We start from the raw sequence: 14,363 nt of genomic DNA, 5'->3' as shown, positions 1-14,363 counted from the left end.
GAGGAAAGCATGAAAATCACGATAAACGGTAAGGAATGTTGGGCCAATCCCGGAGAGACCGTCCTCAAAGTGGCGGAGCGGGAGGGCATCAAGATTCCCACCTTGTGCTACTTGAAAGGTCTGACGCCGACGGGATCCTGCCGCATGTGTGTGGTTGAGGTCGAGGGCCAACGCAATTTGACGCCCGCCTGCGCCTTCCCGGTCTTTGAAGGCATGAAGGTGCAGACCAATTCGGCAAAGGTAAGACGGGCGCGCAAGACCATCATTGAGCTTTTGATCGCCAATCATCCGCCGGAGTGTCTGACCTGTGTGCGCAACGGCAACTGCGAGCTGCAGTCCCTGGCCGCCGAATACGGCGTGCGCAGTCTGCGTTACCAAGGCGAGCGCCGTCACGCCAAAATCGACGTCGCCAGTCCATCCATCGAGCGCGATCCGGAAAAATGCATCCTTTGCGGCCGCTGTGTGCGTGTTTGTAATGAAATCCAAGGCGTCGGCGCCATTGATTTCGCCAGGCGGGGATTCAACAGCATCGTCATGCCGGCATTCGATCACAGCCTCAACACCGCCGCCTGCGTCTTTTGCGGTCAGTGCATCGTCCATTGTCCGGTCGGCGCTCTCCGCGAAAAGAGCAATGAAAAGATCACCTGGGAGGCGATCAATAATCCGGAAAAGATCGTCGTGGCGCAGATTGCACCGGCGGTGCGCGTGGCTCTGGGCGAAGAGTTCGGCATGGAGCCCGGCAGCATCGTCACCGGCAAGGCTGTCGCGGCGCTGCGGCGTATCGGTATGGACTATGTTTTTGATACCAATTTCAGCGCCGACCTGACGATCATTGAAGAGGCCAATGAGCTGCTGGGTCGCCTGAAAAACGGCGGCAAGCTGCCGATGCTGACCTCCTGCAGCCCCGGCTGGATCAAGTACGTCGAGCACTTTTATCCCGATCTTTTGGAAAATCTTTCCACCTGTAAATCGCCGCACGAAATGCAGGGTGCGCTGATCAAATCCTATTGGGCGGAAAAAATGGGCATCGACCCGGCCAAGATCTTTGTGGTTTCGATCATGCCCTGCACGGCAAAAAAGTTCGAAGCCAAGCGTCCGGAGCTGGGCGGCCGCTACCCGGACGTCGATGCCGTGCTGACCACGCGCGAGCTGGCGAACATGATCCGCATTGCCGGTATCGACTTTATGCGGCTCAAGGATGATCATTTCGACGATCCCTTGGGAGAAGCGACCGGTGCCGCGGTCATTTTCGGCGCCACCGGCGGCGTGATGGAAGCGGCTTTGCGGACCGCCTACTTTACCGTCACCGGCAAAGAGATGGCGGATATCGAGTTTCGACAGGTGCGCGGACTGGACGGCGTGAAAGAAGCTGATGTTACCCTCAACGGCACGACGCTGCGCGTAGCGGCTGTGAACGCTTTGCGAAACATCAAGCCGATCCTTGATGCCATTCGCTCCGGCAACTCGCCTTATCACTTTATCGAAGTGATGGCCTGCCCGGGAGGCTGCATCAACGGCGGCGGTCAACCGCTGCCGAGCGACATCGAAAAGACGGAAAAGCGCATGGCCGCCATCTATCGCATCGACCGCGAGTTGGCCAAACGCAGCTCGCACCAAAACGAATCGGTGCAAAAGCTCTACGAAGAGTACCTGGAGCATCCCAACAGCCACCGCGCTCATGAGCTGCTCCATACGCACTATTACAATCGCGGAGAATAAGCCGTATGCCGGTTATCTGGACCCTCGAGGAAAAGTGTCGGCGCTGCTATTCGTGCATTCGTGAGTGTCCGGCCAAAGCCATCAAAGTCGAACACGGCCAGGCAAAGGTGATCGAGAACCGATGTCTCGGCTGCGGTCACTGCGTGCGCGTCTGCTCACAGGGCGCCAAGGCCGTTCTTGACGGAGTCCAGAACGTGTTGAATTTTTTAGCCGGCGACCGTCCGGTTGCGGCCATGGTGGCGCCCTCTTTCGTTGCCGCCTACGGCGATTGGCCGGTGCAAAAATTCGTCGGCGCCCTGCGCGCCTGCGGCTTTGAGTATGTAGTCGAAACCGCTTTCGGCGCCGATCTCATCAATCGCGCCTACTTTAAACTGGTTCACAATGCCGAAGGGCTCGACGTATCGGCCAAAAGGCCGATCATCGCCTCTTCCTGTCCGGCGCTGACCAACTATATCGAAAAATATGCGCCTGAACTAATCCAAAACCTCGCGCCCATTGTTTCGCCGATGGTCGCCATGGGCCGTGTGGTCCGCAAATATTACGGCGAGCAGGTACTGCGCGTCTTTATCGGCCCCTGTACGGCCAAAAAGGTGGAAATTATGACCGAAGAGGTGCGCGATGCCGTTGACGAAGTGCTGACCTTTGCCGAACTCGAGCAGATCTGGCAGTTGCAGGGAGTCTCTTTGAGCGAGGTCGAACCGGCAGAATTTGATCCGCCCCGCGCCTATTTGGGACGGGTCTACCCGCTGGCCGGCGGTTTTTTGCGCTCCGCCGGTTTGCCCGCCGACGTCATGAGCACCGAAACGCTCGTCACCGAAGGCAAGGCGCAGGTGCTCAACCTGATCGAATCGCTGCGCCGTGAAGAGGTGCCGGCAACGATCATCGACGTGCTGTTCTGCGAAGGCTGCATCAACGGCCCGTTCATGAATCAGGCGGTCAACTACTTTAACCGCAAGCATCGTCTGGTCAGCTATGCCGAAGAGAGCCGGCTGAGCTTTGATTATACCGCCTGGCGCCGCGCGATCGAAGAATGCCAGGACGTGCCCATCTTTCGCGGCTTTCATCCCGACGAGGTGCCGGTCGGCGAGCCGTCCGAAGCCGACATCAAGGCAATTCTGGCGCGCATCGACAAATTCGCCCCGGCCGACGAGCTGAACTGCGGCGCCTGCGGGTACGAATCCTGCCGCGCGTACGCCAAGGCCGTCTACCAAGGCCTGGCGGAGCCGGATATGTGCCTGCCGTATCTTATCGACAAAATGCAGCGCATGCAGGAACAGCTGCAGCAGTCGATGAACGAATTGGCCGAAACGCAGCAGCAGCTGCTGCAGCATGAAAAGCTGGCTTCAATCGGACAGTTGGCTGCCGGGGTCGCTCATGAGGTCAACAATCCCCTCGGCGCCATCATGCTCTATGCGCATTTGGTCAAGCAGCGTTTGGGCGAAAACGACCCGAACGTCGAGGATATTAAATTCATCATGGAAGAGGCGCGGCGGTGTCAGTCGATTGTTTCCGGTCTGCTGAACTTTTCGCGTCAAGGCCGATTGAACCTGACGCTGCAGCACATCGGCAATGTCATTCAGCGCACCGTCAAGGCGGTCAGGCGGCAACCGCTCTTTTCCCGCGTCGATATTCGCACCATCATCAAGCCGGATGTGCCGAGCTGTTATATGGACGCCGAACAAATGCATCAGGTGTTTCTCAATCTGGCCGTCAATGCCGCCGAAGCCATGCCCGAAGGCGGCACGCTGACGATCACCGCCCAAGTCGAGAACGACAAACTTCAGGTTCTTTTTGAAGACACCGGCGTGGGCATTCCCAAAGAGAACCTCGGCAAACTGTTCACGCCGTTCTTTACCACCAAACAGATCGGCAAAGGAACCGGCTTGGGGCTGGCGATCGCCTACGGCATCGTCAAGATGCACAAAGGCAATATAATGGTCAAGCACAGCGAGGTCGGCAAAGGCACGACGTTTCTCGTCGAACTGCCGTTGGTCACCGAGCAGGCCGCAATAGAGTCAAACGGAAGGTTGATCCAATGAGTCGCAAAATATTATTAATCGACGACGACGTCGATCTGGTGGAACAGAACCGCGCCTATTTGGAAAGCCGCGGCTATAGCGTTGTTTACGCCTATAACGGCCAAGAGGGCCTTCGGCTTGCGCGCGCTGAAAAACCGGACTTGATCGTGCTGGACGTGATGATGACCGAAGTAGGGGAGGGCTTTGAAGTCGCGCGCGAACTCAAAGCCGATCCCGACACCGCACCTATTCCGATCATTATGCTTTCCTCGGTCAATCAGGAACACGGCTTTAACCTCACGATCGGCGCCGACGCGGCGTGGAATCCCGTCGACTGTTTCATCGACAAGCCTTTCGGTCCCAAAGAACTCGAACAAAAGATCACTGAACTACTGAAGCAAAGGAATGGTTGAAACAATGAAAAAGATATTGATTGTCGACGACGATATCGATCTGATCATGCAATATACGCCGGTTCTGCAGCAGGCCGGCTATCAAGTCACCGCTGCATACAACGGTCAGGAAGGATTCGAGAAATTTCAGGCCGAAAAACCGGACGCCATGATCGTCGATTTGGCCATGGAGCATTTCGACTCCGGTTTCCGTCTGTGCCGCCAGGTCAAAAAGACGGCGGAAGGGCAAAAGATTCCGGTGATCATCATGACTTCGGCCGCGCACGAGACCGGCATCGCCTTGAGCGTCGGTACGGAAGAAGAGAAGCAATGGATTGCCGCGGACGACTATCTCGAAAAACCGGTATCAGCCAAGGATCTGGTTCTTTATTTAAAAGAAAAAGTCTTTAAAGAATAATTGCTCCGCTCGAGCGGACCATCACTTTAAACTTGGGAGAGTGCCGTGGAAGCTGAAGCTTCCAAAGTGTTGGTCATTGACGATGAGTACGGGATGCGGGAAGGCATGCGTCGCCTGCTGGAACTGCAGGGACTGCACGTCGATACCGCATCCGGCGGCGTCGAAGGCGTCGAAAAGGGCGTGGCGCAGGAGTACGATCTCTACTTTATAGATCTCAAAATGCCCGACCTTGACGGCGCCGAGGTGCTGCGCTCGATCAAATTGGCCTATCCCGAGGCAATCTGCATCGTCGTTACCGCCTTTGCCTCGATCGACTCCGCCGTCACCACCACTCAACTCGGCGCCTATCGTTACATCCCCAAACCGTTCGATCCCGATGAGCTCAACTCCATCGTCAAATCCGCTCTTGAGCGTCGCGCCCTGATTCTGGAAAAGCGAAAACTGCAGGAAGAGCGCCAGCGGCGGCTGCTCGAGCTCTCCCAGGAGCAGTCGCGCCTGCGCACCGTCATCGGCGCCCTGGACGACGGCATCCTCGTCATCAATCAGCAGGAAGAAATCGTCCTCTTTAACGCCGCGTTTCTTTCCCTCCTCGAAATCAAGCAGGAAGTACACGTCGGTGACGGCATTGACAAAGTTCTGCCGCAGGAAATATGCCGACAGATCCGCGAAATCTTGGCGGCCAAAGACCTGCGCGCCATCAAACAGGAAGTGGTGGTGCGGCCTCCGGCCGAAAAGGTCGTTATGGCCAACACCACCCCCATCCGCGATCCCGCCGGCGAAACCATCGGCCTCATCTCTGTTATCCGCGACATTACCGAGCTGAAAAAGATCGACATCATGCGCTCTCAATTCGTCAACATGGCGGCGCATGAGCTCAAGGCGCCGCTGACCGCCGTACAGGGCTACTTGGAGCTGCTGCTCGACAAATCGCTCGGCGATTCGCCGGAGCTTTATGAGCAGTATCTGCGCCGTTCGCTCGAACGGACACGCGAACTGGTCAACCTGATCAACGACCTGCTCAACATTTCGCGCATGGAAGCCGGCAAGATCCGCCGCGAAATTCAGACGTTCAGACTCGATGAGCTGCTGCGGGATCGTCTAGAATATTTTCGTGAAGAAATCGAACGCCGCTCGATCACCGTCACGCAGGATCTGCAGCCGATCGCCATCGACGCCGATCGGGAAGAGATCGCCCGCCTCTTTAACCAGCTGCTCAGCAATGCCGTCAAATACAATCGACAGGGAGGATCGATCACCGTCACGCTGCAGCGCAGCGGCAATTATGCGCGCGTTGCCATTCGCGATACGGGCATCGGGATGACGCCCGAAGAAAAGAGCCGGCTGTTCGAAGAGTTTTTTCGCGCCAAGAACGAGTTCACCCGCAACATTACCGGCACCGGGCTGGGATTGATCGTCGTCAAAAAGATCGTCGACGCCTATGCCGGTATGATCGAGGTCGAAAGTGAATTCCAGGTCGGCAGTACCTTTACGGTGCTGCTGCCTCTTTCTCAGCAGAACGAGACCATTCAGGAACAAGGAAACCGAGCATGACGCTGCAGGAAATCGTCGAGGCAATCGGCTTTTCGGTACTCAGCCATGGAGAAGCAGACAAACAGGTGCGATGGGCTTATCTTTCCGACATTCTCAGCGATGTGATGGCCAAAGCGCCCAAAAGCGCCCTGTGGATCACCCATCAGCTGCATGAAAACATTGTCGCCTTGGCTTATTTCAAAGGGCTGAGCGGCATCATCCTGCCGGAAGGCAATCTGCCCGACACGGAAACGCTGCAAAAGGCGCGGGCAAAGCGAATTGCCGTCCTGAGCACATCGGAAACGGCCTTCGACGTCGCCGGCCGCCTCTATCTGCTCGGTTTGCGAGGAAGACCCTGACCGTGCGCTATTGGTCGGCAGATCTGCACATTCACACGGTTCTTTCGGCCTGTGCCGATTTATCGATGGGCCCCATAGATATCGTCAAGACGGCGCTGGCAAAAGGACTGGACATTATCGCCGTCACCGATCACAATTCGGCTGAAAACGCTGCGGCCGTGATCGGCGCGGCCAAGGATACGCCGCTGCTCGTCATTCCGGGCATGGAAGTCTATACCCGTGAAGAGGCGCACGTCATCTGTCTGTTTCGTACACTCGAAGATGCGCTATCGTTTCAAGAGGTGATCTATGAACACCTGCCGGAAGGAGAATACGACGGCGATCTGCTGGGCGGGCAGTACGTCTGCGATGAAAACGAAAACATTTTGGGCGAAAATCGGCGCTTTTTGGCTTTCCCGGTCGACCTGCCGGTACACATGGTTGCCGGATTTGTCCTTGATTTGGACGGCATTTTTTATCCGGCACACATCGATCGCAAATCGAACAGTCTTTTGCGGGCTTTGGGATTTTTGCCCAAAAATTTGCCGATGACGGCAGTGGAAATCGCCCAACCGCTGCCCGAGGCTTTGCAGCAATTGGGCTTTTTGCGCACATCGCCTTATACGATTGTGCGCAGCTCGGACGCGCACGAAATATCGCAGGTCGGCAGCAAAACGACCAAGCTGCTCATGGAAGCGAAAAGCTTTGATGAATTAAAGATGGCACTTGCGGGTGAAAACGGCCGGCGCGCCTGGCCGGCGGAGGCGGAAACACCGTGCGGGAACTGTCGCTGAACATTTTGGACATTGTCATGAATTCGATCGAAGCGGGAGCCACGCGCGTCATCACGGCGATTGTGGAAAGCCCTTCGCGCAATCTGCTGCAGATTGCCGTGCGCGACAACGGCCGCGGCATGAGCGACGAGCTTGCCCGCAGCGTTCTTGATCCGTTCGTCACCACGCGCACCACCCGCGCCGTCGGCATGGGACTGCCGCTGTTTCGACAGACGGCGCTGCTGGCCGGCGGTGACCTGCGAATCGATTCGCAAATCGGCAAAGGCACGACGGTCATCGCTTTTATGCAGCTCCATAATCTGAATCGGCCGCCCCTCGGCAATATCGTCGATACCATGATGAACCTGATGACGGCGTCGCCGAACGTGCACTTTTTTTATGCGCACCTGACCGACGGCGGCCGCTTCTGCTTCGATTCTTTTCGCCTGTTCTCGATTATGGCTGAACACGACTGCTCGATCTATGAAGCGGCTGATCGAGCTCGGCAAAATTTCGAAAACGGACTGCGGCGCATCGGCGCCCGGCTGTTTTAATAGATGAAGCACAGTAAATGCTTTTGCAGGCAATTGTTCAACAACCTTAGGAGGTACAACACGTGAAGACATTGGAAGATCTGCGGGCTATTCGCGAAAAAGCGCAGCGCGAATTGGCCTCGCGGAGCAGTGCGGCCAAATACCGCATCTCCGTCGCAATGGGTACCTGCGGCATTGCTGCCGGCGCCCGCAACGTAATGAGCGCCATTCTCGACGAGCTCAATAAGCGCAACGTCACCCAGGCCGTTGTTACCCAAACCGGCTGCCTCGGCTATTGCGATCAGGAGCCGATGGTGCAGGTGACCGGTCCGAACAACGTAACCATCACCTACGGCAAGGTGACGCCTGAAGCCGCCAGACGCATCGTCGATGAACACATCCTGAAGGACAGCGTGGTCTCTGCTTATGTTTTTAAACAGGGCTAATCCGTGCAGTTTATCATTGAGAAAGAGGAGGTTTTCATGCAGAATCTTGACAGAGTAGATGAGATCGTCAAGAGCTATCAGGACGTTAAGACGCCGCTCATCTACATTCTGAAGGACGTGCAAAAAGAGTTCGGCTATTTGTCCGAAGAAGTATTGACGCGAGTTGCCCTTGCCACCAAGATTCCCCTCAGCGAAATCTACGGCGTGGCAACTTTTTACAGCCTTTTCACCATCAAGCCGAAAGGTCGTCATATCGTGCGCTGCTGCAACAACGCGCCCTGTTTTGTCAACGGCTCGAAAGAGGTGTTGGACAAGATCAAAGAATACCTGGGCATCGAAATGAACGAGACGACCCCGGACGGCATGTTCACGCTCGAGTTCACCAGCTGCCTCGGACTCTGCGCCGTGGCGCCGGTCATGATGGTGGACGATGAAGTCTACGGCAATCTTACCCCGGAAAAAGCAGTGGCGATTTTGAAGGACTATAAAATGAAAGGGCTGTCGAATGCATAGGATTCACATCTTGATCGCCATGGATTCGCACACCCTGGCTCAGGGTGCGCGGGCCGTGCGCGACACGCTGATCAAAGAACTCGAAATGGCTTCGCTGCAGAACGAGGTCAAGGTCATCGAGACCGGCAGCGTCGGCATTTATAACAAGGGGGTCGTGCTTGTGGTTTTCCCGGACGGCGTCTATTACACCGGCGTCAAAGTAGAAGACGTCGCCGAAATTATTTCCGAACATCTCATCAAAGGACGTGTTGTCGAGCGGCTGCGCTACACCGATGTGCCGTCCGAGCCCGCTCCCAAAGCCGTCGGCGAGGCGCCGCGCTTCGGCAAGCAGGTACGAGTCGTGCTCAAGAACGCCGGACGCATCGATCCGGACAGCATCGAAGAATACATTGCCAACGACGGCTACGAGGCGCTCGGCAAAGCCCTCACGCAGATGAAGCCGGAAGACGTCATTGCCGAAATGAAAAAATCCGGCCTGCAGGGGCGCGGCGGCGCCTTTTTTCCGACCGGCCTGAAATGGAGTTTTGCCGCTGCCGAAAAAGCGCAGCCGAAATACATCGTCTGCAACGCCGATGAAGGCGAGCCGGGCACGTTCAAGGATCGACTGATCCTCGAAGGTGATCCGCACGCCGTGATCGAAGGCATGGCTCTGGCCGGTTACGCCGTCGGCGCCTCGATGGGATACGTCTATATCCGCGGCGAGTATAAAATGTCGATCAGCCGCATCCGCCGCGCCATCGAGCAGGCCCGTCAACACGGTTTGCTGGGCAACAATATTTTCGGATCCGGGTTTTCTTTCGATATCGAAGTACGCGAAGGCGCCGGCGCCTATATTTGCGGTGAGGAAACCGCATTGATCGAGTCGATCGAGGGCAAGCGCGGCGAACCGCGCGACAAGCCGCCGTTTCCGCCTTCGGTAGGTTTGTGGGGCAAACCGACCATCGTCAACAACGTCGAAACCCTGGCCAACGTGCCGCAGATCATCCTCAAGGGCGCCGATTGGTTCCGCACCCTCGGCACCGAAAAGAGCCCCGGCACCAAGGTGTTTACCATGGTCGGCAACATCAACAATCCCGGCCTGATCGAAGTGCCGATGGGCATCACCTTGCGCGAGATCATCTATGACATCGGCCACGGCATTCCGGGCGGCAAGGGCTTCAAGCTGGCCCAGATGGGCGGCACCACCGGCGGTATTTTGACCGCCGAGCATCTCGACCTGCCGATGACCGTGGAGAATCTGCGCGAGATCGGCGCCGGACTCGGTTCGGGCGCCCTGCTCGTCGTCGACGATTCTCAGGATGTCGTCGAGTTGGTCAAAAACTTTGTCGAGTTTTTCAATCACGAATCCTGCGGCAAATGTACGCTCTGCCGCGAAGGAAACGGCCGTCTGCTGCAGCTGCTGGAGCGCATTTCATCCGGCCACGGCTCGATCGAGGACATCGACCTGATGGAATCGTTGGCAACAACCATGATGCGCGGCGCTTTCTGCGGCCTCGGCCAGGCGGCGCCGATTCCCATCCTCGGCTGCCTTAAATATTTCCGCCAGGATTTCGTGGCCGCCTGCAGCGCCGGCGCCAAAGCCGCCGCATGACGGCCGAAAACGGGTTATCAACAGCAAATGAAAGAAAACACTGGAGGTTTTTGTGGATAACGTAACGGTAACCATCGACGGCCTGCAGATCACGGTTCCCAAGGGCACCACGGTGCTCGAGGCCGCCGAGAAACTCAATATCAAGATTCCGCGGCTCTGCTATCACCCCGATTTGCCGCCGGTTTCCGCTTGTCGATTGTGCGTCGTCGAAATCGAAGGCGACCGCCTGCTGCGCACGTCCTGCTCCTGGAAGTGCCAGGACGGCATGAAGATCAGCACCAAATCCAAGTTGGTGCGCGAGTCGCGCAAAATGGCGCTGGAGCTCATCCTTTCGCGCCATCCTATGCTGTGCACGGAATGCGTGCGTAATCAGAACTGTGAACTGCAGACCGCTGCCGAACAGCTCGGCATTCGGCAGGTCCGCTTCGATTACTCGGCGCGACCGGGCGATATCGACGACACCAGCACCGTGTTGGTGCGTGATCCGTCCAAATGCATCCTCTGCCGCCGATGCATCCAGACCTGCACGCTGGTGCAGAGCGTCAGCGCCATCGGCCTGGAAGGCCGCGGCTATGACGTTTGGGTCGACACGCCGTTCGGCAAAGGCCTGACCGATGTAGCCTGCGTTTCCTGCGGCCAATGCATCAACCGCTGCCCGGTCGGCGCTCTTTACGAAAAAGATCACATCACCCGTGTCTGGGAAGCGCTCGACGACCCGACCAAACACGTCGTCGTGCAGACCGCTCCGGCCGTGCGCGCCTCCATCGGCGAAGAGTTCGGCCTGCCCGCCGGCTCTCTCGTCACCAACAAGCTGGTGACCGCTCTGCGCCTGCTCGGCTTTGACAAGGTATTCGACACCGATTTTACCGCCGACTTGACCATCGTCGAAGAAGGCACCGAGCTGCTAAGCCGCATAAAGAACGGCGGCAAGCTGCCGCTTTTGACCAGCTGCAGTCCGGGCTGGATTAACTTTATCGAGCATTTCTATCCGCAGCTGCTGCCGCACGTGTCGTCGTGCAAGTCGCCGCAGCAGATGTTCGGCGCCCTGGCCAAGACCTACTATGCGCAAAAGGCCGGCATTGATCCCAAGGACATTTTCGTGGTTTCGATCATGCCGTGTACGGCGAAAAAGTTTGAGGCGCAGCGTCCTGAAATGAGCGACAGCGGCTATCAGGACGTCGATGCCGTGTTGACCACGCGCGAAGCGGCCCGCATGATGAAGCAGGTCGGCATTAACCTGCCGGAGCTGGAAGACGGCGAATACGATGCGCCGCTCGGCATCTCCACCGGCGCCGCGGTCATTTTCGGCAACACCGGCGGCGTGATGGAAGCGGCTTTGCGCACCGTCTATGAAATCGTCACCAAAAAGCCGCTCGACAACGTCGAAATCACCGCTGTACGCGGCATGGAAGGCGTGCGGGAAGCCGAGATCGATCTGGACGGCGTGAAGGTCAAGGCGGCGGTCGCCAACGGCCTGGGCAATGCGCGGCAGCTGATGGAAAAGATCGCCGCCGGCGAAGCGGATTATCACTTTATCGAGATCATGGCCTGCCCGGGCGGCTGCATCGGCGGCGGCGGCCAGCCGATCCCGACCAGCCTGGAGATCCGCAAAAAGCGCGTCGAGGCGATCTATGCCGCCGACCGCGGCATGAAGGTGCGCAAATCGCATGAAAACCCGGCCGTCAAGATGCTTTACGAGGAATTCCTCGGCGAGCCCAACGGCCACAAAGCGCACCAGCTGCTGCACACCAAATACACGCCGAAGCAGGTATACGCTTAAAACCTAACAACCGGTCTTTAAGCTATTATGCCTCACAGGTTGAAAAACCTGTGAGGCTTTTTTATAAATTTTTATTGCACCAGAATGCATGTTTCTGTATTTTAATACATTAAAACTTGCAGGTGGTTTATGAAAGCCCAAACATTAGCCAAGTCTATTGATGTGTTGGATCCCGATCGTGCATTAACAACGCTGCAAGAGTTGGATGCCTTTTTTGTCGAGCGAGCAGACAGCCCTATTTTCGAAATAGCCGATTTACTAAAGAATGCCGTCTCTTCGCCTGCCAAAATTCTATTTACCGGTCAGCGCGGCAGCGGTAAATCGACGGAAATCAGCAAACTCTGCACTATTTTACCGGAATTTTTCATTGTTCCTTTTTCTATAAAGGATCGAGTCAATCTTTTCGATATTAGTTATGTCGATGTTATGTTGGCCACAGCGACCGAGCTGATTCGTAAGGCGACCGAAGATCATGTCACGCTTGATAAATCTTTGCTTGAGGATATTTATCACTGGTTTCGCGCCGAGCGGATTTTTGAAGAAACCGTAGAGGGGTCAGCAAAGGGAAACATCAGTGCTTCGTTAAATATGTTGGTGGTGAAACTGCAGACCAAATTCGGTACTGAAGCTTCGACCCGCACTACAATTCGTACTCGGATCGAACCTCGCTTGTCGGAGCTGATCGAGCGTATCAATTTGATTATTGCAGCACTCGAAACTGAATTAAAAAAGCGCGTCTTGATCATTGTGGAGGATTTGGACAAAACCGACCTTGCCAAAGCCGCTGAATTGTTTGTTGGACATGCAATGACCCTTACCTCGCCCAATTGCATGGTCATCTACACCTATCCGATTGCCCTACGTCATGATACCAATTTTAGAAACATGTGTCAAAATTTTGATGAGCATTTTGTGTTGCCCAACTTTAAAATCTTTCACAAAGACGGCAGAGACAACCTTGACGGAATTGGCCACCTCAAGAAACTGGTATATAATCGACTCGAGGAAAAATTAATAGCCCCCGACGCGCTGGATTCTGTCATCCGTCTCTGCGGCGGATTGCCGCGCGAATTGATACGCCTTTGCCGCCGCGCCGCGCTGCTTGCTATAGGGAAAAAGAAGAGCGTTATTGACAAAGAGTGTATCGATCAGGCTGCCAATCGTTTGCGCAACGATTACCGCTATTTTTTAACCACCACGCAAATTGAAATGCTTAAAAAGGTTCGACAGACCAAGACAATAGACAATACGCCGGAATACCGTGATCTTTTACATTCGCTCAGTATACTAGAATTCGCCAACCGTGATCTGTGGTTTGATGTCCATCCGGTCATCGGCGAACTGCTGGATTAATTATGGCCCGTATCGAGCAGAAAAGTAATGCTGTCGTTTTTGAAGGAGAAATCAGCCTCTTTATAAACTTTTTGCAGCACATCCGCGGCTTTGCCCTCGCCTTTGCTGTTTATCATACGGTCGCCGAGCGCGAAACGATTGTGAATCAGATCCAGAATCGTCTTCCATATGCTTTTGAAGAGTTGTTTCTGACAGAGCAAAAACGAGATGTTATCGACCATCTGCGGCAAGTCTTTGCCGAGTGTAAAGAGAAAACGCGCGCATTGTTCGTTTACGATCTGGAAAAAACCTTTCCTGACTCTTTGATCAGCCTGAATTTAAAGCGGGAAGCGCTGCAGGAAATGACCTCTCCTATTGTTTTTTGGGTGCGCGAATTTGCTGTTCGTGAAATTGCTGAAAAGGCTCCCGATTTTTGGGCTTGGCGAAGCGAGGTTTTTGATTTTAGACAAGCGCCCGCCGAAAGCTTACTTTTTGAGGCGGTCACCAGAGTTTTCGGTTTACAGAAAAAGAAAGACTTGGAGCGGCGCATCATCCTGCTCCAAGAGTTGATTGAAAAAGCAAAAGAAAATCCACCTGTAAATCTTAAAAACATTGCATATTTACACAATCAGCTCGGCCTATTGTACCATCAATTGGCGCATTACGATCGGGCATTGACTCAGTACCAGCAAGGCTTGACGATCCGTCGCGAGATCGGCGACCGTGCGGGGGAAGGGGCGACGCTGAACAACATAAGTCAAATCTACGATGCCCGCGGCGACTATGAGACGGCGCTGAAGTATCTTTCCGAGTCGCTTTCGATCCGTCGCGAGATCGGCGACCGTGCGGGGGAAGGGGCGACGCTGAACAACATCGGCCAAATCTATACGGCCCGCGGCGACTATGAGACGGCGCTGAAGTATTTTTCCGAGTCGCTTTCGATCCTTCGCGAGATCGGCGACCGTGCGGGGGAAGGGGCG

Annotated in this window: 14 protein-coding genes; all 14 read left to right on the top strand. The window is 55.6% G+C overall.

Going from position 1 to position 14,363, the window contains the following annotated elements; genetic code table 11:
- Positions 1-9 precede the first annotated feature (9 nt).
- Positions 10-1,719 carry an NADH-dependent [FeFe] hydrogenase, group A6 gene (locus ONB24_11960; GenBank protein MDZ7316832.1) on the top strand — a complete coding sequence of 570 codons (1,710 nt, stop codon included), beginning with the start codon at positions 10-12 and terminating at the stop codon, positions 1,717-1,719.
- Positions 1,720-1,724: 5 nt separating this feature from the next.
- Entirely contained in the window at positions 1,725-3,758 is a 2,034-nt protein-coding gene (locus ONB24_11955; protein MDZ7316831.1) for an ATP-binding protein, read from the top strand.
- Positions 3,755-4,150 (top strand): response regulator, encoded by a 396-nt coding sequence (locus ONB24_11950; protein ID MDZ7316830.1) that lies wholly within the window; start codon positions 3,755-3,757, stop codon positions 4,148-4,150. Before ONB24_11955 ends, ONB24_11950 begins: the two co-directional genes overlap by 4 nt.
- Before the next feature lie 4 nt (positions 4,151-4,154).
- A complete protein-coding gene (locus tag ONB24_11945) occupies positions 4,155-4,547 on the top strand; it encodes a response regulator (protein MDZ7316829.1) in 393 nt (130 codons plus the stop codon).
- Between the two features lie 45 nt (positions 4,548-4,592).
- Positions 4,593-6,098, top strand: a complete 1,506-nt coding sequence (locus ONB24_11940) for a response regulator (protein ID MDZ7316828.1) — start codon at positions 4,593-4,595, stop codon at positions 6,096-6,098.
- Positions 6,095-6,436, top strand: coding sequence for a serine kinase (locus ONB24_11935; protein MDZ7316827.1), 342 nt, complete (start codon positions 6,095-6,097; stop codon positions 6,434-6,436). The genes ONB24_11940 and ONB24_11935 overlap by 4 nt, the downstream gene beginning before the upstream one ends.
- Before the next feature lie 2 nt (positions 6,437-6,438).
- A complete protein-coding gene (locus ONB24_11930) occupies positions 6,439-7,209 on the top strand; it encodes a PHP domain-containing protein (protein ID MDZ7316826.1) in 771 nt (256 codons plus the stop codon).
- Positions 7,191-7,742: an ATP-binding protein gene (locus ONB24_11925; GenBank protein ID MDZ7316825.1), complete on the top strand. Its 552-nt coding sequence runs from the start codon at positions 7,191-7,193 to the stop codon at positions 7,740-7,742. The genes ONB24_11930 and ONB24_11925 overlap by 19 nt, the downstream gene beginning before the upstream one ends.
- Positions 7,743-7,804: 62 nt before the next feature.
- Complete coding sequence (locus ONB24_11920; GenBank protein ID MDZ7316824.1) at positions 7,805-8,167, top strand: (2Fe-2S) ferredoxin domain-containing protein; 363 nt, start codon at positions 7,805-7,807, stop codon at positions 8,165-8,167.
- Between the two features lie 36 nt (positions 8,168-8,203).
- Positions 8,204-8,680 (top strand): NADH-quinone oxidoreductase subunit NuoE, encoded by a 477-nt coding sequence (gene nuoE, locus ONB24_11915; protein ID MDZ7316823.1) that lies wholly within the window; start codon positions 8,204-8,206, stop codon positions 8,678-8,680.
- Positions 8,673-10,271 (top strand): NADH-quinone oxidoreductase subunit NuoF, encoded by a 1,599-nt coding sequence (gene nuoF, locus ONB24_11910; GenBank protein MDZ7316822.1) that lies wholly within the window; start codon positions 8,673-8,675, stop codon positions 10,269-10,271. Before nuoE ends, nuoF begins: the two co-directional genes overlap by 8 nt.
- 52 nt (positions 10,272-10,323) lie before the next feature.
- Positions 10,324-12,051 carry an NADH-dependent [FeFe] hydrogenase, group A6 gene (locus tag ONB24_11905; GenBank protein MDZ7316821.1) on the top strand — a complete coding sequence of 576 codons (1,728 nt, stop codon included), beginning with the start codon at positions 10,324-10,326 and terminating at the stop codon, positions 12,049-12,051.
- A 129-nt stretch (positions 12,052-12,180) separates the two neighbouring features.
- Positions 12,181-13,404: a hypothetical protein gene (locus ONB24_11900; protein ID MDZ7316820.1), complete on the top strand. Its 1,224-nt coding sequence runs from the start codon at positions 12,181-12,183 to the stop codon at positions 13,402-13,404.
- Between the two features lie 2 nt (positions 13,405-13,406).
- A partial coding sequence (locus ONB24_11895) for a tetratricopeptide repeat protein (GenBank protein MDZ7316819.1) occupies positions 13,407-14,363 on the top strand: 957 nt, incomplete at its 3' end.

It is taken from the genome of candidate division KSB1 bacterium, assembly GCA_034505495.1.
Classification (GTDB): domain Bacteria; phylum Zhuqueibacterota; class Zhuqueibacteria; order Residuimicrobiales; family Krinioviventaceae; genus Fontimicrobium_A.
Note: the sequence above shows the minus strand (reverse complement) of the source record. Positions and strands in the feature narration are given on the sequence as shown.